Annotated in this window: 21 protein-coding genes; 13 read left to right on the top strand and 8 right to left on the bottom strand. The window is 49.3% G+C overall.

Features of this window, described 5'->3' with window-relative positions; translation table 11 throughout:
• Positions 1 to 3: 3 nt before the first annotated feature.
• The 3 genes from H6G89_RS09240 (at position 4) to H6G89_RS09230 (ending at position 3,034) form a co-directional block, all read left to right on the top strand.
• Positions 4 to 204, top strand: coding sequence for a hypothetical protein (locus H6G89_RS09240; protein ID WP_242059879.1), 201 nt, complete (start codon positions 4 to 6; stop codon positions 202 to 204).
• Complete coding sequence (locus tag H6G89_RS09235) at positions 201 to 1,871, top strand: RluA family pseudouridine synthase (protein WP_190505239.1); 1,671 nt, start codon at positions 201 to 203, stop codon at positions 1,869 to 1,871. The genes H6G89_RS09240 and H6G89_RS09235 overlap by 4 nt, the downstream gene beginning before the upstream one ends.
• A gap of 287 nt (positions 1,872 to 2,158) precedes the next feature.
• The gene (locus tag H6G89_RS09230; RefSeq protein WP_199336622.1) at positions 2,159 to 3,034 is read left to right on the top strand and encodes an SGNH/GDSL hydrolase family protein; all 876 of its coding nucleotides are present in this window, start codon (positions 2,159 to 2,161) and stop codon (positions 3,032 to 3,034) included.
• Here the strand turns inward: H6G89_RS09230 and H6G89_RS09225 are convergent.
• Together H6G89_RS09225 and H6G89_RS09220 are read right to left on the bottom strand one after the other, a co-directional pair.
• Positions 3,006 to 3,824: an NADPH-dependent oxidoreductase gene (locus tag H6G89_RS09225; RefSeq protein WP_190505235.1), complete on the bottom strand. Its 819-nt coding sequence runs from the start codon at positions 3,822 to 3,824 to the stop codon at positions 3,006 to 3,008. The two genes, H6G89_RS09230 and H6G89_RS09225, sit on opposite strands and share 29 nt — an antisense overlap.
• Positions 3,825 to 3,892: 68 nt before the next feature.
• Positions 3,893 to 5,047: an AI-2E family transporter gene (locus H6G89_RS09220; protein ID WP_199336621.1), complete on the bottom strand. Its 1,155-nt coding sequence runs from the start codon at positions 5,045 to 5,047 to the stop codon at positions 3,893 to 3,895.
• A 752-nt stretch (positions 5,048 to 5,799) separates the two neighbouring features.
• Between H6G89_RS09220 and H6G89_RS09215 the strand changes: the two genes are divergently transcribed.
• From H6G89_RS09215 to kefC, 6 genes are all read left to right on the top strand, one after another.
• Positions 5,800 to 6,318: a hypothetical protein gene (locus H6G89_RS09215; RefSeq protein ID WP_190505231.1), complete on the top strand. Its 519-nt coding sequence runs from the start codon at positions 5,800 to 5,802 to the stop codon at positions 6,316 to 6,318.
• A 580-nt stretch (positions 6,319 to 6,898) separates the two neighbouring features.
• A complete protein-coding gene (locus H6G89_RS09210; RefSeq protein WP_190505229.1) occupies positions 6,899 to 7,036 on the top strand; it encodes a hypothetical protein in 138 nt (45 codons plus the stop codon).
• A gap of 285 nt (positions 7,037 to 7,321) precedes the next feature.
• Positions 7,322 to 9,997, top strand: a complete 2,676-nt coding sequence (locus H6G89_RS09205) for a PAS domain-containing sensor histidine kinase (protein ID WP_190505227.1) — start codon at positions 7,322 to 7,324, stop codon at positions 9,995 to 9,997.
• 3 nt (positions 9,998 to 10,000) lie between these two features.
• Positions 10,001 to 11,494: a hybrid sensor histidine kinase/response regulator gene (locus H6G89_RS09200; protein WP_309229734.1), complete on the top strand. Its 1,494-nt coding sequence runs from the start codon at positions 10,001 to 10,003 to the stop codon at positions 11,492 to 11,494.
• 277 nt (positions 11,495 to 11,771) lie between these two features.
• The gene (gene kefF, locus H6G89_RS09195) at positions 11,772 to 12,407 is read left to right on the top strand and encodes a glutathione-regulated potassium-efflux system oxidoreductase KefF (RefSeq protein WP_199336620.1); all 636 of its coding nucleotides are present in this window, start codon (positions 11,772 to 11,774) and stop codon (positions 12,405 to 12,407) included.
• A complete protein-coding gene (gene kefC, locus H6G89_RS09190) occupies positions 12,400 to 14,295 on the top strand; it encodes a glutathione-regulated potassium-efflux system protein KefC (protein ID WP_190505224.1) in 1,896 nt (631 codons plus the stop codon). Before kefF ends, kefC begins: the two co-directional genes overlap by 8 nt.
• 119 nt (positions 14,296 to 14,414) lie before the next feature.
• Here the strand turns inward: kefC and H6G89_RS09185 are convergent, their stop codons facing one another.
• Both H6G89_RS09185 and H6G89_RS09180 read right to left on the bottom strand, forming a co-directional pair.
• A complete protein-coding gene (locus H6G89_RS09185) occupies positions 14,415 to 14,813 on the bottom strand; it encodes a hypothetical protein (RefSeq protein WP_190505222.1) in 399 nt (132 codons plus the stop codon).
• A gap of 52 nt (positions 14,814 to 14,865) precedes the next feature.
• Positions 14,866 to 15,267 carry a hypothetical protein gene (locus H6G89_RS09180; protein ID WP_190505220.1) on the bottom strand — a complete coding sequence of 134 codons (402 nt, stop codon included), beginning with the start codon at positions 15,265 to 15,267 and terminating at the stop codon, positions 14,866 to 14,868.
• A 170-nt stretch (positions 15,268 to 15,437) separates the two neighbouring features.
• Here H6G89_RS09180 and H6G89_RS09175 point away from each other — a divergent pair, with 170 nt between their 5' ends.
• The 4 genes from H6G89_RS09175 to H6G89_RS09160 all read left to right on the top strand — a co-directional run bounded on the left by H6G89_RS09175 (position 15,438) and on the right by H6G89_RS09160 (position 18,358).
• On the top strand, positions 15,438 to 15,587 hold the full coding sequence (locus H6G89_RS09175; RefSeq protein ID WP_190505218.1) for a hypothetical protein: 150 nt from the start codon (positions 15,438 to 15,440) through the stop codon (positions 15,585 to 15,587).
• Positions 15,588 to 15,636: 49 nt separating this feature from the next.
• Complete coding sequence (locus tag H6G89_RS09170) at positions 15,637 to 15,777, top strand: hypothetical protein (RefSeq protein WP_190505216.1); 141 nt, start codon at positions 15,637 to 15,639, stop codon at positions 15,775 to 15,777.
• Positions 15,778 to 15,886: 109 nt separating this feature from the next.
• Positions 15,887 to 16,558 carry a CIA30 family protein gene (locus tag H6G89_RS09165; protein WP_190505214.1) on the top strand — a complete coding sequence of 224 codons (672 nt, stop codon included), beginning with the start codon at positions 15,887 to 15,889 and terminating at the stop codon, positions 16,556 to 16,558.
• 75 nt (positions 16,559 to 16,633) lie between these two features.
• A complete protein-coding gene (locus H6G89_RS09160; protein ID WP_190505212.1) occupies positions 16,634 to 18,358 on the top strand; it encodes an ABC transporter ATP-binding protein in 1,725 nt (574 codons plus the stop codon).
• A gap of 119 nt (positions 18,359 to 18,477) precedes the next feature.
• Here H6G89_RS09160 and mutY read toward each other — a convergent pair whose 3' ends face one another.
• The 4 genes from mutY to H6G89_RS09140 form a co-directional block, all read right to left on the bottom strand.
• On the bottom strand, positions 18,478 to 19,647 hold the full coding sequence (gene mutY / locus H6G89_RS09155) for an A/G-specific adenine glycosylase (RefSeq protein WP_309229732.1): 1,170 nt from the start codon (positions 19,645 to 19,647) through the stop codon (positions 18,478 to 18,480).
• Positions 19,648 to 19,715: 68 nt separating this feature from the next.
• On the bottom strand, positions 19,716 to 20,048 hold the full coding sequence (locus H6G89_RS09150; protein ID WP_375539685.1) for a DUF760 domain-containing protein: 333 nt from the start codon (positions 20,046 to 20,048) through the stop codon (positions 19,716 to 19,718).
• Between the two features lie 109 nt (positions 20,049 to 20,157).
• Positions 20,158 to 20,550 (bottom strand): RidA family protein, encoded by a 393-nt coding sequence (locus H6G89_RS09145; RefSeq protein ID WP_190505210.1) that lies wholly within the window; start codon positions 20,548 to 20,550, stop codon positions 20,158 to 20,160.
• A 178-nt stretch (positions 20,551 to 20,728) separates the two neighbouring features.
• Positions 20,729 to 21,160: an NUDIX domain-containing protein gene (locus tag H6G89_RS09140; RefSeq protein WP_190505208.1), complete on the bottom strand. Its 432-nt coding sequence runs from the start codon at positions 21,158 to 21,160 to the stop codon at positions 20,729 to 20,731.
• Positions 21,161 to 21,177: the final 17 nt, after the last annotated feature.

Below are 21,177 nucleotides of genomic sequence, written 5' to 3'. Positions count from 1 at the left end.
CTATTGTTGTTTACCATTAAAAATATGCGATCGCGACAAAAACCTTGCGCTCAATGTCAGCAAGTAGAACCCGTACTCTATCGTGTGCAACATGATGAATCGGGTAAATGGGTCTTTGTCTGCCGTCGCTGTTGGGATGAAGTTAGCCACAACAATCCCTTTTATACGTATGGTGGCACCTGGAAAGCCAAAAAGACAGAATGACGGACTTCGTGACACTGCATCCCTTAACCGATTTTATTGACTCTGAAACGGTTGCAGACTCGAACACAATTGAGTATTGTTACGAGGGGCGATGTCCACAAACGGGGGTTGTATTGTCCTTACCGCGAACCCGTCTGGCAGAGGCGATCGCTCATGGGTTAATGCAACACCTCACGGATCAACGCTACTTCCATCAGGGCAAGATAGAAGGTAAGATGTATGGGGTGTTACTGGTCGAAACACCTGTCGGAATGCGAGTTCTCAAGGCTTTCTCCGGGCTACTCAATGGTCATGCGGTTGTGGAGGGTTGGGTTCCACCGATTCCAGGGCGCGATCGCATCGCATTTGCAGAAGCTCTCACGCTAGATCAACTAGAGACGATTAAACAAACTCTGATCACTCTTCAACATCTTCCAGAACGAGAACAATTTGAGCGTATTTCTTACGAGTTTGAACAACAATTACAACAACTCAAACAGTGCCATCAACGTTCTAAGCTAGAGCGACAACAACAACGCCAAGAGCTTCTTACACGCCTGACTGGAGACGCCTTAAAGACCGCATTAGAAGGATTGGATGACCGTAGCCGTTATGAGGGGATCGAACTACGTCGCCTCAAACAGCACCGAGATATGGCACTGCAACCGTTAAAGCAGGCGATCGCCCAGGCAGACGCTCGAATACAACAACTCAAACAACGACGCAAAGAACTATCGCGACAACTGCAAACTCAGATGTATGAAACCTACCGACTGACCAACTTTGCAGGACAGTCTGTATCGCTGCATCACTTGATGCCCAACGGGTTTCTACCAACAGGAACGGGGGATTGCTGCGCCCCCAAACTCCTCCACTACGCTGCAACACATGGACTGAAACCTGTAGCAATGGCAGAGTTTTGGTGGGGACCCTCGTCTGTCGCTGGGGATAAAATGCAGGGAGCGTTTTATGGAGCCTGCGCTGAGCGGTGTCAACCGATTATGGGGTTTCTGTTGTCTGGATTGCCGCAACAGGCTGCCATTTCCACACCTGAGATGGATCTGATTTATGAGGATGAGTGGCTGCTGGCGGTTAATAAACCTGCCGGATTGCTCTCGGTTCCCGGTCGATATGGCGATCGCCAGGATAGCGTTGTCAACCGATTGCAGGTGCAGTTTCCGGAGCAGACGCTGAGAGCAGTCCATCGACTCGACCAGGATACTTCCGGAATTCTATTGGTGGCACGCGATTTGCAGACCTATCGAGCTATGAGCCAGCAATTTCAGCAACGCCAGGTGCAGAAGGTTTATGAAGCCGTTCTAACAGGCAGAGTGACGGTTGAACAGGGAGTCATCGAGCTACCACTGTGGGGCAATCCGGATCATCGTCCTTACCAAACCGTTGATGAACGGGGTAAACTCAGCATCACCCATTTTCGCGTGCTGACCCACGAGGGAGAGTTGACCCGTGTGGAATTGATACCCTTGACAGGACGGACTCATCAACTGCGAGTCCATGCAGCGGATGTTAGAGGTTTAGGTATGCCGATCAGGGGCGATCGCCTGTATGGAGATGCAGCCAATACAGATCGGTTATACCTTCATGCTAGAGAACTGGTCTTTAAACATCCACACTTGCAGAAGACGATTCATCTTAAAACCCAAACCCCTTTCTTTAAAGATTCCTAGTACAGCAAAAAATAAGTTTTGAAAGGGGTGAAGGGGTGAAACCCCTTCTTGGGGGCGAAGTCCCCAAACCCCCTACATTGCAGAACTTTGTGTTCGCAACACTAGTTTGTGATGATGCGATCACACAAGCTTCTGATCAACTTCAAAGAGAGACTGGGGATCTCAATTTCTGTCATCTTGAGTGTGAATCGTTACAGTATAGAAGTGCGCTATTCTCTCTAATGCTGCTGAAATTGCACCTTAAAAAAATAATTTTATTTGTGAGTCTTGCACTCCTAACATTACTCATGACTGCACTCATCACCCTCACTCCTCAACATCATTCCGTTGATGAAATTTATGTCTTTGGAGATAGTCTTTCTGATGTTGGAAATGTCTTTCAAACCTCCAATCGACTCTATCCTCCCAGTCCACCTTATTTTCAAGGACGTTACTCCAATGGATTGGTATGGGTTGAATATCTGGCTCAACAATTAAACTTGCCCACCCATAAAATTACGAATTCCGCCTGGGGTGGAGCCACCATTGTTAGCAGTGGTTCTCCATTGCCTGTTCCCACCGTCGTCTCTCAGGTACAACGTTTCACCGCCACTCAATCGCAACTCAACCCCTCTGCCTTATACATTATTTGGGCAGGAGCGAATGATTACTTACAAGACCTAACCAAACCCGAACAGGCGATCGCCAATTTATCCAATGTGTTGCAGTCCCTCACGTCGAAGGGGGCAAAACACATTTTGGTGGCAAACTTGCCTGATCTGGGCAACCTTCCGGCAACTCGCAACACGACTAAAGCAGCAGCACTGACCAACTCGGCTCGCACTCACAATTCCAGTCTCCGTCGCTTATTAAAAGTGTTGGGTCAACAATCCAACGCAGAACTGCAATTGATTGAGTTGGATGTATATGCGCTTTATCAGGAGGCGATCGCCAATCCAGCACGATTTGGTTTCAAGAATGTCACTCAAAACTGCCTGGTCGATTTCGCAACCTGTAGTCAACCCGACCAGTTTTTGTTTTGGGATGGGATTCATCCCACAACTGCTACTCATCGGATCCTCGCGGATAGTGCCTTCGCTCAGCTAAGTCAGGCTAATTTGGTAGGAGCGATCGCCCAGTTAACAACTCAACCCCTCAAAGCAGCGGAAACCCTAACCGATTGAGAATCTCGCACAGGCGATCGCGTCCCGACAGGCTTTCGGCTCCCGCCACCCGTTTAACCGAATGTTCTGCCCAATCTCCCGCTACATTCATCTGTTGTGCTGCGTAAAAGTCTCGCATGATGGTGTTGTAGTGGGCGATCGCCTCGTTCTGCGCTGCCTGATACGTCTCTCGATGCAGAACAGCAGATTGGGGCAAACGAGGTTTGATTGCAACCGACTGAGCCTCGTCAGGATAGCCTACGCACATCCCAAACACCCCGAAAACATGGGGCGGTAGTTGCAGCACAGATGCCACTTCTTCTGGACGGTTTCGTAGCCCTCCAATGTAGACAATGCCTAACCCCAGGGACTCAGCGGCGATCGCCGCGTTTTGCGAGGCTAAAGCAGCATCAATGGCTGCCATCAAAAACATTTCCAGATAATCCAACCCCGCATGAGGCAAGCCCCGTTGTTCCGCAATCTGGGTCAACCGTGCCAGATCGACCAGCCATGCTAGAAATAGCGGGCACTGGCGAATGTAAGGTTGATTGCCTGCCAGGGTTGATAGGGTTGCTTTGCGGTCTGGATCTTCTACAGCAACGACGCTCCATGTCTGCAAATTGGAAGAACTTGATGCCGATTGCGCCGCTGCAATCAGGGTTTCCAGGGTTCCCTCTGGGAGTGGGTCAGGACGATAGGCACGAATCGAACGATGGGCTAACAGGCAAGTCACGACATCGTTTTCACGAATATGAGGATGGGAAATATCGGTGCCATAGCGATCGCGCAGAAATTGAGGGAATTGGCTCATGAGCTTGTCAGTTAATCGCCTCGAATCGAGTTGGAGTTTCTCAATCAGCCCAACACTAGAAAATTAGCTTACTCTTGACCGCTAACACCAGAGCTTTGCAACCGTTTTTCATCCACCTTTTCAACGGTTTCGATCGCAGGGGGCAAGGGAGGATGAGAACTGCTATCCCCATGGTGGGACGATCGCACCGCGATCAATATTTCCTTGATGACCACTGCAATGGGAACGGCGACAACGATGCCTAGCAACCCGCCCACTCGTGCACCTGCCAGCAAAGACACAAACACCCAGAACGGATTTAAGCCCGTCACCGTACCCAAAACTCTGGGAGCGATAAAGTTTTCGACAATTTGCTGCACGATCAGGGCAACGGCTAACACCTGAAATGCCAAACCAAAGTTTTGCAATGCCACCAACAGCGTGACCGTTGCAATCCCTACTGAGCCACCAAACGGCACCAACGCCATAAAGCCGATCGTCAACCCAAACAACAGTCCAAAAGGAACTTTCAGTAACAGGAATACCGATGTCAACCCCAAACCCATACAGGTAGCTGAGATGACCTGCCCAAAGAAGTAGTTTTGGAAGCTGGATTGCAGCGTTTGAGAAAAGGGAATTTGTAATCGCGTTGGCAACCACTGGATCAAGCTTCTCCAGATGATTGGGCTATTTTGTACCAGGTAAAACGTGAGCACAATAGTCAACAGCACATCCAACGTTCTAACAACGGTGAATACAGTCAAGCTCAACGTTAGATTGAGTGCCTGCCGTGTGATTAGTTGCAATTCACGAATGAGTTGGGCGTTGAGTTGCTCTGCTAACCCGTCTAGATTGATTGGCAAGCCGATCGCGTTCACTCGATCGTCCAGGGTCAAGAGTTGCTGCCGTCCAGAGTCAAGCCACTCCGGCAGGCGAGCAATTAACTGTTGTGCCTGGGTCAATACCAGGGGCAGTAGGGTGACTCCCAACCCTGACACCAACAAGATAGCCACCAAAAACACCAGGACAGCAGCTTGCCCTTGCTTTAGACCTCGCTTTTCAAACCATCTCACTGGGTAGTTCAGCAAAAATGCCAGGAGTGAGGAGGTCAACAGGATAATAAATAGAGATTGAAAATATCCGAAGATTTTAGAAAGAGCCCACGCATTTAAGACGGTCAGGGGGGCAGCTAGAGCGATCGCCAGCAACCGTGAGGAGGGATTCAAACTATCCCACCAGGTCATGAGCCTATTCTTTGATGGATGCGCTCCAGGGTCAGCCATGAGCTATTTAATCGCTAAAGTCAGTTCCTTTTATTTTATATATAGAGTGACTGTCCTTCCTCTGTCTTAACGACTAAAGCTCATACATCAATCCCATCTAATGACGCAATGACAGAGCAATAATAATGACAGAGCGATAAGACAAACAGCTGTATATCCTTCTTCTATCACTCCCCAACAAATCTCACAAGGAATGGGCATTAAATAACGTGAATTCGAGATAAGGATATTGGCGGTTAAAACCGTAGCTACAGGAACAAAGCCGACCTGACCCACAATCCTCAGAGGGAGTACTTATCCCTACAGGGTCAGCCGTTACAACCTTAAATTTTAATAAAATTTGCTCCTTTTTGCAGATGGCGACCTCCATCGCAAAGCTGACGTTTACAGCCCTGACAGTCATTACCGTTATAGATAATTCTTTCACTAAAACAGTGATTTTGACTCATGCCGTTACATAGCGATCGCAAGGTTGGTTAGGACGGGTTGCAGGAGTGAAACCCCTGATAGCTCTCCTTATCTCAATTGTCTCGACAGTCAATTGTCTCGACAGTCAATTGCCTCGACAGTCAATTGTCTCAACAGTTGCTATAGCTGTAGCCACCAGAGTTAAGCCGAGATAGTAGGAGTACCCTATTCTCTTTGTCCTGACTGCAACGGTGACAACTGTACCGCTTAAGTCAAAAATTTCTTTTTAATAGGGAGGTTTATCCATGACAGACCATGATAAAAAGCAAGGTCATGATGCTAATTTAGACCCCATTTCTGGTCAACCCGGTGCACACCCTGTAGGAACAGGTGTTGGAGCCGCTGGTGCAGGGGCGATCGGTACAGCCATTGGAGGTGCTGTTGGTGGTCCAGTGGGTGCGGTTGTAGGTGCAGCTGTCGGAGCAGTTGCGGGTGGATTGGCTGGTAAAGGAGTTGCTGAAAAGATCGACCCTACCGTTGAAAACGATTATTGGCGCAGCAATTATTCCAGTCGTCCCTATGTGGAATCTAACTACACCTATGATGACTATGACCCTGCTTATCGAACAGGGTACGAAGGTTACTCAACGTATTCTCAACGAGGGATGACTTACACCCAGGCAGAACCTCATCTACAAACTGATTATGAACAGCGACGGGGCAAAGGTCGGTTGGCATGGGATAAGGCAAAACATGCTACCCGTGATGCCTGGGATCGAGTTGAGCGAGCTATTCCAGGTGATGCTGACCATGATGGTAAATAATCTGATGGTTAGCCGTCTAAACGCTACTTTGTAAATTCCCCTTTGTGTACCTATCCGAAAACCTCGAACATCGTTTCTGAAACGGAAGTAAGGTGGGCAATGCCACACTACACCACGGGTTTTCGGATAGATTCTATGTCAATGGAGCGTTTATACACCAAACGCTCACGACACTAGCTCCATATCAAACATAGCAACTAGTACAGCAAAAAATAAGTTTTGAAAGGGGTGAAGGGGTGGTTGTTAAGCAACCATCCCATTTTGCTGTAATACGGCTTTGGTCAGAAAGCTTAATGCAAAGGCAATGGCTCAAACCCTGGATTTTGGGAAGCTTTCCGACTCACCTCCGCCCCATCGAATCTGGCTACGGCTATACCAGTTCTAGAAATGGTTGCTACAGACTACACCCCACCAACCTCCCCTTCTCCCAAGTGAGAGAAGAGATTGGGAGATGAGGGTTGAGTGAAGCTGGCAAACAAGGTTTCCTGAATGTGCCCTAGCTGTACAGGGTTGGTATTAACACCCCCCTCACAAAAATGGCGTCTTAATTTAACGTCAGTTCGGTTTAAGAGCCTGGCGAATGAATTCGCGGCTACTAGAGCGAAGTCCGCCGACACGGACTCCGGAAGATCTAAGAGTTGACGAACTGACGCAAATCGGTTTTGCTCCGATAGCTGCGGTTTTAACCGCCAAAATCCTTATCCCGAATTCACGTTAATTTAGTCCATCATCCTGAGATGATCGCTGGAACTGCTCCGTTCTATAAGGAGGGCAGGTTGGATAATGTGGAGCCTTCGCAGAGATTACATATAGATTTGTCAATTAGGTTTAAGTTTTTTTCGCCAAGCGGTCTTGTTGTTTAAAACTTAATGGATATAGCCATCATGACCCGGGTTGGAACGAGGGCAGGGGTGCCATTCTCAGTCGGGGGACGTAACCTCATACCTCTCTATTCTGGCTTCAAGGCAATAGCTCCACTAATCTCAATGGCGATCGCTCCAGTATGTTAAACCGTGATTCCCCTCAAAATTCGCCTTCGTCTCATCGCCCCAAGCGCAAAATTTCTGCGCCTGTCAAGATCACTGGAATTTACCTTGTAGTGGGCTTTTTATGGATTTTCTGCTCTGACCGCTGGTTAACCTTTTTCCTGGAGCAATCGCACGATGGATTCATCCAACTGCAAACGCTGAAAGGATGGGTTTACGTGCTTTTAACGGCGATTATGCTTTATTGGTTGGTCAAGCGGGAGACTAAAGCAAACCAACGCTTTACAAACCGTCTCCAAACAATGCTGGCAGAGCTAAAGCAGACAGAAGCTGCCTTAAAGTTTAGGGAAGAGCAACTTCGATTAGCGTTTGACTTTGCCCAGATCGGCAGTTGGGACTGGGATGTGCAGACCAATCAGGTGGTCTGGAACAAAAATCACTTCACCCTGTTGGGATTAGATCCAGAGAAACATGAAGCCACCTATCAAACCTGGCGCGATCGCGTTCATCCCGATGATATGGCTCACGTTGAGGTCACGCTGAACGAAGCCCTCACAACCCAGAAAAACTACGTCACTGAATACCGGGTCATCCACCCTGACAACACAATTCACTGGCTAATCGGCAAAGGGCATGGTATCTACACCTCCTCCGGGGAAGCGACGCGCATGATTGGCGTTATCCTGGACATCACCGATCGCAAGCAGTCAGAAGCCACGATTCAGGCAAGCGAGAGACGTTTTCGGGGGCTAGTCGAAAATGCCTCTGACATCATCGCCATTCTGGATCAGATGGGCAACTTTTGCTACGCCAGCCCATCATCAGAGAGCGTTTTGGGGTATACCAACGCCGATGTTGTGGGCAAAAATGCTCTGGACTTCGTTCATCCAGAGGATGCCGACATCATTGTTCAAACCATTCAAGACGCCCTATTACAACCTGGGGTTAGTTTACCAATGGTGAAATACCGGGTCCGCCATCAAAACGGCCGTTGGCGACACTTTGAGGCGGTCACACGCAACCTGTTGAACGATCAGGCGATCGCCGGAATTGTGGTCAACTGCCGCGACATCACCGATCGCGAGTTAGCCGAGCAAGCCCTGAAAGCGAGTGAAACACGCTATTGTCGCATTGTCGAGGCTCAAACAGATTTTGTCCTGCGCTCCACAGCCGACACCACCATCACCTTTGCCAATACAACCCTTTGTCGCGCCTTAGGGCAACCTCTAGAGCAGGTCGTAGGAATGCAGTGGAGCCGCTTTGTAGCACCTGGTGATCTGGATCTGATTCATCAAAAAATTGCAAACCTGAGCCCCAAAAGTCCCACCTTTGAAAACGTCAATCCTGATTACCGCTTTGATGGTCAAATAGGTTGGACGCAATGGGTCAACTTAGGCATTTTTGATGAGCAGGGTTATCTTCTGGAGATTCAATCAGTGGGGCGAGACATCACAGCCCAAAAGCAGTTAGAGCTAGCACTGCGACACCAGGCAGAACGGGTCGAACTGACCAGCACGATCGCCCAGCGGATTCGGCAAACCCTTAACCTCAAAGAGATTCTCAACACCACCGTATCTGAGATCAAACAGTGGCTCCAGTGCGATCGCGTTGTCGTTTATCAATTTGCTCCAGACATGAGCGGCCTAATCGTAGCCGAGGCAGTCACACCTAAATGGCGGACTTCGCTGGGAGCTCAGATCAGAGACACTTGCTTTTACGATGGGGCAGGAGATGCCTATCGGTACGGACGAACTCGTGCAATCAACAACATCTACACGGCAGGGTTAACCAGTTGCCACCTCCAGCTTTTAGAGCAGTTTGATGTCAAAGCAAATTTAGTCGTACCCATTGTGCTGATGAGTGAAGAAACTCAGAACACACTCTGGGGCTTGCTGGTGGCTCATCAGTGCTCTACTTTTCGAGAATGGCACCCCGAACAACTGAATTTACTAGACCAAATTGCCGTGCAACTGGCGATCGCCATCCAACAGGCGCAAGCCTTTGAGCAAGCCCAAACAGAATTAACCGAGCGACAACAGGTAGAAACATACCTGCGATCGGCATTAGCAGAAAAAGAAGTTTTATTAAAAGAGATTCATCACCGCGTTAAGAACAATCTACAAATCGTATCTGGCTTACTACAACTCCAGGCACAGGGTTTAACCGATCCGAATATTATCAACGCCCTACAAGAAAGCCAGAGCCGTATTGAATCGATGTCACTGATTCACAAAAAGCTTTATACGTCCGTTGATCTGGGGCAAATTGATGTAGCAGATTACATTCATAGTCTGGCAGTTAGCCTTCTAACCACATATCAGATCTCTCCGGGTGCCGTTGCCCTTAATGTGAATGTAGAATCTGTCGTTCTTAGCCTCGATCAGGCGATTCCCTGTGGACTGATCATCAACGAATTAGTCTCTAATGCTCTGAAACACGCCTTTCCAAAAGATTATTCTGGAGAGATTAATATTAAGTTGTGTCAGGTTGGTGAATGCTTGAGTTTAACCGTTCAGGATAATGGAGTCGGTTTACCAGAGCCTATTAATTGGCGGGAAACTCAATCCCTGGGGCTGTCGTTAGTCCATGCCCTGGCAACTGAGCAATTAGATGGTGAGCTTGTCGTTGATCACAACGGAGGAATGACATTCACCGTACAATTTCCCAATCTGTACTGTGACAGCAGAGGTTGAATAGTGGCTCCCAAAATCCTGATCGTTGAAGATGAAGTGATTGTGGCAAAGATCATTGCCAATCAACTGAAACAATTAGGATATACCGTTACAGATACTGTTTCATCCGGAGCAGTGGCGATCGCCAAAGCGATTGAAACCTCTCCCGATCTGATCTTGATGGACATTGTTCTCAAAGGGGACATCGACGGCATCACAACAGCAACACGCATCCGCGAGCAGATCGACATTCCCATCATTTATTTAACGGCTTACGCCGACGACCAAACCCTACAACGGGCAAAAATGTCTCAACCTTTTGGCTACATCATCAAGCCATTTACCGCCAATGATTTGCGCGTTGCGATTGAGATTGGTCTGTTTAAACATCACATCAACCAGGAGTTGCAAGAAAATCGCGACCAACTGGCAACCCTGCTGCAATCGATGAGTGATGCTGTGATCGCGACTGACGCTCAAGGATGCGTCACCTTTATGAATCCTGCGGCTGAAACGTTAACCGAATGGCAACAAGAAGAAGCCCTGGGCAGAGAAGTCAGCGAGATCCTGCAATTGGTGAATGAGGTCACGGACATTCCCGCTGAAAACCCTGTCTCAAAAGTTCTGCAAAATCATCAAGTTGTCTATCTCGACGACTTTACATCTTTGATTGCCAGAGGTGGCAGACGAATTCCTGTTGGTGACAGTGCCTCGCCTCTGCGACGACATTCGGGTGAGGTATCGGGGGTTGTTGTGGTGTTTTGGGATATGAGCGATCGCCGCCAGAGCGAGTTGCTAACCCAGGCACTACAAAAAGAACAGGAACTCAATCGACTAAAATCTCAGTTTGTCTCTACCGTTTCCCACGAGTTTCGCAATCCCCTCGCTGTAATTCGCACCGCAGCCGAACTGTTGGAACAAAGCAGCGACATGCCTATAGAAAGACGAAATTCCTACGTACAGCGAATTAAGTCATCGGTTCGCTCGATGAATCAATTGATGGAAGACGTTCTGATCATAGGGCAAGCCGAAGCAAATCGCCTATCCTATAACCCGGCTCCACTGGATTTGGGGCAGTTTTGCCGCAGCTTGGTTGAGGAATTTAGCATCGTTGAGCGCAGTTCGCACACACTTGTGTTTGATAGCCAGGGGGACACCAGGGCCGCTCAAATGGATGAAAAATTGCTGCGCTACATTCTGACCAATCTCCTGTCCAACGCTATCAAATACTCTCCCGCAGGAACTACGATTCATCTGAGTCTGACCGTGAATCCCGTTGAGCAAACCGCTCTCTTTCAAATTCACGATCAGGGGATTGGAGTGCCCGAAGCCGATCAATCTCGTTTGTTTAATTCATTCTTTCGTGCATCGAATGCCCATTCGATTCAAGGCACAGGGTTAGGGTTGGCGATCGTCAAACGCTGCGTCGAAGCTCATCAAGGGCACATTTCACTGACCAGCCAGGAAGGAGTAGGAACGACAGTCTGTGTGACATTGCCGCTGATGGCGAGGCAGTAGGGAGAAGAGGGAAAGAGGGACTGCCGTTTTTACATGAGTTTGCACTACATCAATCAGCGCAAACCAAAGGGCTAAGCCTCTTTCCAGAGCAGCTTCATATTGCCTGGGTATCCGTTAGATGGCAAGCATCAACTAAAAGCAAGATTAGCATCAGAACATTTGCTGTAGAATGCTACTCTTCTCCTTGAGGCTTTAGTTGCAAACTACTCGAATCTACCTTTATCTATAGCCCTTTACCCTTTCTTTTTTGCCTTCCGCCTTTCACCGCACAATCCTCATGAGTGACCTGAACCGTGTTCTAATCCTGTTTGCTCATCCCGCTTTAGAAAAGTCACGCATTAATCGACGACTCATTCGGGCGGTTTCAAAATTAGAGTCAATTACCATTCATGACCTCTACGAGCACTACCCAAACTTCCACATCAATGTGAAAGCAGAACAAGATTTGTTGTTGGCTCACGACATTATTATTTTTCAGCATCCCTTTTATTGGTACAGCAGCCCTGCGATTCTCAAGGAGTGGCAAGATCTAGTGCTGCAATATGGGTTTGCCTATGGTCATAATGGGACGGCATTGCGCGGCAAAAAAGTGCTCTCTGCCATCACCACTGGGGGCAGCCAGGACGCTTACCGACGAGAAGGACACAACTACTTCTCAATTCGAGAGTTGCTCGCTCCATTTGAGCAGACAGCACGACTCTGCGGTATGGATTATTTGCCGCCGTTTGTGATTCATGGGACACACAAACTCAACGATGAAGCTTACATTGAGCAACACATTAAAGACTACAGGCGACTGATTATCGCTTTGCGCGATCGCACCATCACCTGGGAGCAACTTATCCACTTCAAATACTTTAACGAAGCTCTTGATCAGGTCATCCAAACGCAAGATGTGACACACCATGTATAACGAAGGTTTTTTCTTTCAGGCATTTATTTATCTCACAGCGGCTGTTCTGTCAGTGCCGATCGCTAAGCGGTTAGGGTTGGGTTCAGTGTTGGGGTATTTAATTGCAGGGGTGCTGATCGGTCCCTTTGGGTTGCGCCTGGTGGGGCAAGAGGGGGAGGATGTAATGCACTTCGCCGAGTTTGGCGTGGTGATGATGTTGTTTTTGGTCGGGTTGGAATTGCAACCAGAGCTACTGTGGCGATTGCGAGTTCCCATTTTAGGGTTGGGTGGCTTACAAGTCGTGGTGACGACATTGGTGTTCGCGGTTCTTGGGTTGCTGTTTGGCGTCCCCTGGCAGATGGCGATCGCGATCGGCATGATTTTGGCGATGTCATCCACGGCGATTGTGTTGCAAACCCTCAACGAAAAAGGCTTGAGCAAAACTGAAGGCGGACAATCGGCTTTCTCAGTGTTGCTATTTCAAGATATTGCGGTTATTCCGATTCTGGCGTTTTTGCCGTTATTGGCAGTGTCGGCACTGGAGTCAGCTAAGCATACAAATCAGGCGATTTTAGTCGCCGTTGAGGAATCTACACCTGCCCTGCCCCCCTGGCAGCAAGCGTTGCTGGTTATGGGTGTGGTCGGCGGCATCATTGTCGGCGGACGGTTCCTCATGCGTCCAGTGTTCCGGTTTATTGCGGCTACCCGATTGCGTGAGATTTTCACAGCAACGGCTCTATTGCTCGTGATTGGAATTGCGCTGGCGATGCAACAGGTGGGTCTGTCTCCGGCATTGGGCACGTTTGTCGCAGGGGTGGTGCTGGCAGATAACGAGTATCGCCACGAACTAGAAAGCGACATCGATCCGTTTAAGGGGTTGCTGTTGGGCTTGTTCTTCATCTCGGTGGGAGCCAGCATTAACTTTAATTTGCTGTTTCAACAACCCCTGCTGATCTTGGGGTTGGTTGTGGTGTTGGCGATCGCCAAGTTTGCCGTTTTGTTTGCCCTGGGGCGTTTCTTTAGATTGCAACTCAGTCAGGGGTTGCTGCTGGCATTTGCTCTCGCTCAGGGTGGCGAATTTGCCTTTGTTCTCTTCTCATTTGCGACTCAGACGAAAGTTCTCACACCAGAGATCGCCGCCCCCCTGGTGGCAGTTGTCGCCCTGTCTATGATGCTGACACCGTTGCTGATGATTGTGAATGAGCGATTTGTACAACCTCGCTTTGCTAACCTGACTCCCGATCGCGACGCTGACGAGATTGACGACAACGAAAATCCGGTGATCATCGCAGGATTTGGGCGGTTCGGGCAAATTATTGGGCGTTTGTTAATCGCCAACGGTTGCACGATCACGGTTCTCGATCACAACCCCACTCAAATTGAGTTGTTACGTCGCTTCGACTGGAAGGTATTTTATGGAGATGCCGCTCGGCTTGATTTGCTCCACGCAGCAGGGGCAGAGCGGGCTAAGTTACTGGTGATCGCGATTGATGAGCGAGACACCATTCTCGAAATCGTTGATCTGGCTCACAAGCATTACCCCCATCTGAAAATCCTGGCACGGGCGATCGATCGCCGCCATGCCTATGAACTCATTCGCCGGGAGGTTGATGTGATTCAACGTGAGACGTTTGACGCTGCACTGAATATGGGAGTCGAAGCACTCAGACTCCTGGGAGTTCGCTCCTACAGAGCCCATCGTGCGGCTCAAACCTTCAAACATCACGACGAGGAGGCATTACACGAAATCGCTATGACCGAAGGAGATGAAACCTTTTTGGTGGCGCGATCGCGTCAGTTAGCGCAAGATCTGGCACAACTCCTGCAAACCGATGAAGAAGACTTCGCTAGCGAAGTTGATCTCGCCTGGGATACATCCGCAGTCCGCAAGGATTTGAACAGTCGGTGATTTGTAAATGACCAACAGTCTCTCAACCTTTGATCTCCGGTAGCCTACGTCGGCGGACTTGGCTCTGGTAGCCGCAAATTCATTCGCCGGGCTCTTAAACCAAACTCCTACTTCTCATCCTATGGTTTTCCTTCTGGAGGCATAAAATCCCATAAAATCTCATCTGGCTCATCCTCAATATCCTCATAGGTAAGCGGTTGAGCCATACCGTATGAATTTCTCAGAGATTCAGGTGAGGGAGGTTGACTCCACAACTGCGGTGGCATTGATTGAGCTATCATCTGCCGATTGAGTTGCGCCAGTTGATAGGAAAGGCTTTGAACTTCCTTTTCTAAGGCTTCGAGGCGATCGAGTGGGGCGTAAGTTGGGGCATCGGACGACGGCGTAAAAAACTGCTCTAACACTTGAATCACGGCTGCCGAAAAACTGGTGATACTGTGCTCCATTTGATAAGCTCTGACCCGTTCAAGCAGGTGTTGAGGCAGATGAATTCTCACAGACGTTTCGTCGATCGCCATCGTCAGACCCAAACTCGCTACTGTTAACCTATCAGCGATCGCCCCAAACCTGTCAACTCACAGTTGATTTTTGCTCGTAATAACTATTGATGTGCTCGTATACTTCATCGGGGAAGGTCAGATCCTTGTAAACATTGCAACTGTCAGGATCTTCCGAATCGGGACAAATGGGAAACTCTTGATGTTGTTGCCACTCTAAAATCCTTTCTCGCTTGGGTGGATTGTAATCTTTGCCTTCCACTTGGCGCACGAGTGATTTTGCATCTCCTTCGCTACATTCTGGATCTTTCATGAGATAGCGAATCAACTCCTGCTCACTCATAAAATGGCGTGCCACCATCGCAAACACCAATCTGCCGTAATGACCAATGTCTTGCCCGGCTTCCAGTGCATCCAACAAATGCGCCATCATTGAGTTTTTTTGTAATTCTTTTGTTTGCGATTTGTTCGCCATGGTTCTCCGTTCCCTCTGCATCTCTAAACCTTGTCTTTGCAACTTGCACATTGGCAAGAAGTAATCCCATTTCGAGTTTCAATCGTTTTGAAAGGTGCGGTTAACTATTTCTTTTAGCAAGACATCCTCACCAACACATCCTCTCAAAATTGCAAATCTGAAATCCAAAATTGGCATTACATTTCCGTTATAAGATTTGCACCGATGAACGTCGTCTGTCGCAAGTAGATGTTTTAGTGCAAACGTACCATTCCACAGAAGTGGCTATCATTCCAGAGCAAGATGAAGGTTTAGTCAGGCTGCGTGATGATGATGCGTAAACAGATACGTAACCATCAGAGAACTTTTAATCGTGTTGGAGATAAACCCATGAGAGATACTTCTAAACAACATGAAGGTGAACTATCCCCTAAAAATCCATCCCTACAATTGGTTCTTTACACTGGAATCGGGGTTGCAGTGATTCTGTTGATTGCTGCCAGTTCGTATTATGGATTGATCCGCTTTTAGCGATCGCCATTTCAACTTTTAGAAGTCCTTTGCACGTCTCTCTTCAATTAAGATTGAGGAGAGATTTATTTATTCAACGATCTATTTATTCAATTGCGATCGCCGCCGTATGTCTCAACCTACAGGTACTCAATGGGATTTGGGTCGTTTTCTACAAACCCTGTCCTACTTTGAGACGATTCCCCTGATTAGCTGCCTCAAAAAAATCATGTTTGGTTCTACCCCCCCTGCTCCTCCTCAACCACTCGGCAATGTCCTGTTTGACTTTCAGCGATCGCCTGAGGCAATGGGTGAAACCTGGGGAGCGTTGGATGATGTGGTTATGGGGGGTGTAAGTGCTAGTTCCTTGCAGCCCAATCCCGAAGGAGCACTATTTACCGGATACGTCTCGACAGCTAATTCGGGTGGCTTTGCCTCGGTGCGGACACGCAACTTTGAACCCCCTTTGGATCTAGCCAATGCGACGGGGCTAGAGTTGCAGATTAAGGGAGATGGGCAACGCTACAAGTTTCTTATCCGCGATGCCAACTCCTGGGACAGCATCGCCTACTCCCACTCCTTCGACACGGTTGCAAATGAGTGGATCACCATTCAGGTTCCCTTCGCCCAACTCATTCCAGTCTTTCGCGCTAAAACCGTCAACTCGGCTCCACCCCTCAACACTGCCCAAATCCGCTCTATGCAACTAATGTTGAGCAAATTTGAATACGACGGAGGGCTAAATCCCCATTTCACTCCAGGGGAATTTCGTTTGTTAGTGCGGGCGATCGCACTGTACTGAGCAATTTACCGCTTCTCACTTCTCTCTTCCCGTTTCCTGATAGCCTAACAGAGCAACGATTTTGGAATTTTGGGTTTGAAACGGCGTTCTAGCTACTGGCAACTGCTCCCCTATCTGCATCCTCACCGAGCCACGATCGCCCAGGCTCTCACCTGCACTCTGGCATTCACAGTGTTTTGGCCTCTGCTGGCATGGCTTGCGGGAGAAATAGCCAACCTGATCGGACAGGGAAAAGTGGTGGCGATCGCCCAGTTAGCCGCACTGAGTGCAGTGGTGTTTGTGGTGCGGGGGGCTGTGCAGTTTGGGCAGGATGCGTTGATGGCAAAGGCGGCATTGGCGATCGCCCTGGATCTGCGAAAGCGAGTCTATGCTCATCTGCAAATGCTCAGCCTCAGTTATTTTGAAACGTCTCAAACGGGAGATTTGAGCTATCGCCTCACGGAAGATGTCGATCGCGTGGGGGAAGTCATCAACAAAGTCTTTCACCAGTTTGTGCCTTGCATTTTGCAGTTGATCGTTGTGCTGGGCTATATGGTCTACCTCAACTGGCAACTGACCCTGGCAACGCTGGTGATTGCTCCACTCATGGGCGTTCTGATCGGCAGATTTGGTGAGCAACTGCTGGTTTACTCGCGTCGCAGTCAAAGTCGGGTATCTGATCTCTCTGCCCTACTGACCGAGGTGTTTAGTGGCATTCGCCTGATTCGTGCCTTTGCCGCTGAGGATTACGAGATTGCCCGTTTTAGTCGTGAGGCAGAACGCAATCGCCAGGCGAAATATGCAGCGGAACGACTCAAAGCAATTCAGTTTCCGGTGGTCGGCTTCCTGGAAGCGATGAGTGTGTTGCTGCTGTTTCTGCTTGGGGGATGGCAGATCGCCCAGAACAACCTGACGGCAGCGGAATTTGTCAGCTACATTGCGGCAGTCGCGTTGCTGATTGACCCCATCTCGATTACCACCAGCAATTACAACGAGTTCAAACAAGGGGAAGCATCGGTCGATCGCGTGTTTGAATTACTGGCGATTGAACCGGGAGTTTTAGATCCGACTGAGGCAGTGCCGCTTCCCTCAGTTACAGGCAAAGTGGAATACCATAACGTCAGCTTCGGTTATCAACCCAATCAACCCGTGCTGCAAGACTTAAACCTGCTGGCATTTCCCGGAGAGGCGATCGCGCTAGTGGGTGCTTCCGGGGCAGGTAAAACGACATTAGTGAATTTGTTGCCTCGCTTTTACGATCCGCAGTCAGGACAAGTTCTCATCGATGGCACGGACATTCGCACGGTTTCACTACAAAGCTTGCGACGACAGATCGGCATCGTGCCTCAAGAAACCATTTTGTTTTCGGGGACGATCGCCCAAAACATCGCCTTTGGTCAAACCACGATCGACCTGGAAGCCGTCCAAGAAGCAGCTAAAGTTGCCAATGCTCACCAATTCATCAGCCAGTTTCCCGATGGCTACCAAACCTGGGTGGGGGAACGGGGCGTCAATCTCTCCGGGGGACAACGCCAACGGATCGCGATCGCCCGTGCGGTTCTCCTCAATCCCCGCATTCTGATCCTCGATGAAGCCACCTCAGCCCTCGACTCAGAATCCGAGGCACTGGTGCAGGAAGCTCTAGAGCGCATCATGCGAAATCGTACTGTATTCATCATCGCCCATCGCCTCGCCACCGTTCGTCGTGCCGATCGCATCCTGGTTTTAGAAAAAGGACGGGTTGTAGAATCCGGCACTCACGCAGAGTTACTGGAACGGGGCGATCGCTATGCCCGGTTTTATGCCCAACAGTTTCAATAGGGAGTAGGGATATCAAGAAGAGACGCGATTAATCGCGTCTCTTCTTGATTAATCGCGTCTCTTCTTGATTAATCGCGTCTCTTCTTGATTAATCGCGTCTCTCCTGGATATCTACCCCTCTACTTCCCATCCCGATAGCTCAGCAACGCATCAATAATCTGCACATTTGCCTTTGGAAAGGGATATTCATGCAATTCATCGAGCGTGACCCATTTCACCTCATCACATTCGATCGGTTGCGGTTCGCCGCTGAGATGGCGACAGTGATGCACATTTAAGGTGACATGAAAGTGAGAATAGGTGTGGTTTACGGTCATGAGGCGATCGCCCACTTCGATATCGATCCCCAATTCCTCTTGAATTTCGCGTTTGATGCACTCCTCAATCGTTTCTCCCGGTTCGACTTTGCCTCCTGGAAACTCCCACAAGCCCCCCAGCAAGCCCTCTTGCCGACGACGATCGATCAAAATATTGTCCTGGTCATCCCAAATCACCGCCACACCAATAAACTTACGGGGCAGAGGGGCGCGGGTTTCAGAGGTTGGTAATTCGTTTTGCATGTTTAATTGATAAGCCTGACAACATTCTCGCCACGGACACAGCAAACAAGCCGGGTTCTTGGGGGTACAAATCGTCGCCCCCAGATCCATCAAGGCTTGGTTAAAGTCTCGTGGATGCTGGACATCGAGCACAGCCGTTGAGACTTGCCAGAGCAACTCAAGGGCACGGTTCGGTGGAACGGGCAACGCAATCAGCCTTGCCAATACCCTCTTCACATTGCCATCTAAAATCGGTGTAGGCAAGTCAAAGGCAGCACTTAAGATACCTCCAGCCGTCGTTCGTCCAATTCCAGGTAATGCCAAAACTATCTCAAACTCCGATGGAAACTGCCCTCCATGCTCCTGCACAATCACGTGAGCCGCCCGGTGCAAATTCCGGGCACGAGCGTAATAACCCAACCCTTGCCACACTTTGAGCACTTGCTGTTGAGGGGCGATCGCCAGATCTTCCACCGTGGGAAACTGGGCCAACCACCGTTCGTAATAGGGGATCACCGTCTTGACCTGGGTTTGCTGCAACATAATCTCGGAAATCCAAATATGATAAGGATTACGAGTTCGTCGCCAGGGCAGATCCCGCCCCTGTTCGCCATACCAACGCAACAATGCCTGCTGTAAAGGGGCGATCGCCAATTGCTGCACCTGACCCATAACAAAGCTCGACAGATCTTGCTTTTGATCTGCCGAGCCTAAGTCTTGTTGATTTGAAGGTAGTTTGGTCAAAGACACCGCTTAATCAAGGATTGGGTTCTCGTAGGGGCGTTTTGCAAAACGCCCACTGCTCCCAGAGTTACGTATTACTCAGCGTCGGAGGAATGAGCCAGCAAGGTCTTCTCAAATGCCATGCGTTGCTCAGCATTGCGGAGGAAGTAACCGCTCATCATTGCAGAAGCCAGCAACCGTCCTAAGCTCTCGCGGCTAGTGGTGATCGTCACGTCAAATTGCTCGGAGGGTAAACCGCCCAACAACCCGATAATATTCCGCTCCATCACCTGGAAGACCTCTGGAGAACCTGGCTTCGACAATTGAGCGATCGTCTCTGGACTCATGGATTGCACATATTGCAAAAACAGGTTGCCAGATTCAGCATTGCTTCCAAAGAGTTCTGAAAGTTGGTTGGTGTTGTTCACGATGGGGAACCTCACTCAGAGGGTTTGTTAACTTATTGATTACTCTAACAAGCCCTTAAGGGAAGAGAAGTGGGTGGAACCGAACCTCAAAACGGGAGATCTTCCCACCTCAACTGCCAATTACAGCAATACACTCAATCTCAACCCGCACATCCTTGGGCAACCGAGACACCTCCACACAGGCACGCGCAGGCGCAGTCGCTTCATCAAAAGCACGAGCATAGACTGCATTCATCGCGGCAAAGTCGTTCATGTCCGCCAAAAATACCGTCGTTTTCACCACATCACTCAACGTCGCTCCGGCGGCAGTCAAAATGGCAGTCAGATTAGCGATCGCCTGTTCGGTCTGCTTCACCACATCCCCTTCGCCGACGATCGCCCCCGTTTGGGGATCAAGAGGAATCTGCCCAGAGACAAAGAGCAACTGCCCCGTTGTGGCGATCGCCTGGTTATAGGGACCCACAGGTGCGGGAGCTTGATCCGTTTGAATAATCTTTCGCATAACTTCCGACCGTAACTTTTTCGCTACTCAATCCTACCAGTCTCTAGATAAGGGGGAGTAGGGAATGGGGAATGGGCTAAGTTGGCGGACTTTGTTTGATAGCCGTGACTTCAGCCGCCAGGGCAAAAATCGCCAGACCCAAAGTGCCCATCACATCAATACCGACGACCAAGTGTCCTCACGCCAATCGGGGTCTTAAACCATGATCCCGATAATATCGGTAATCCCGCAAAATGCGATCGTGGTCAAAACATAGGTTATTGGGAATCTGCCACAGCTCAAAAATCTTGACATCCTTGGCATCGTCCTGGGCTTTGGGTTGTCCCTTCGCTGTTGCCAGAAACACAATGCTAATGGTGTGTTGTCGGGGATCACGCTCCGGATCAGAATACACCTGGAACTGTTCGATCAACTTAACGTGTAATCCCGTTTCTTCTTCTGCTTCCCGTACAGCGGCAGTTTCGACCGATTCACCGTAATCCACAAACCCTCCAGGAATCGCCCAACCTAGCGGAGCGTTCAACCGTTCGATCAAGACTATGGGGCGATAAGGGCGATCCATCATCTCGATGATGATGTCAACCGTAGGAATCGGATTGCGATAAGTCACGAGGTTAATGGCTTATA

Source organism: Oscillatoria sp. FACHB-1407 (assembly GCF_014697545.1).
In the GTDB taxonomy this organism is placed as follows: Bacteria; Cyanobacteriota; Cyanobacteriia; order Elainellales; family Elainellaceae; genus FACHB-1407.
The sequence above is the reverse complement of the archived record's forward strand: the minus strand, read 5'-3'. Positions and strand labels throughout refer to the sequence as shown.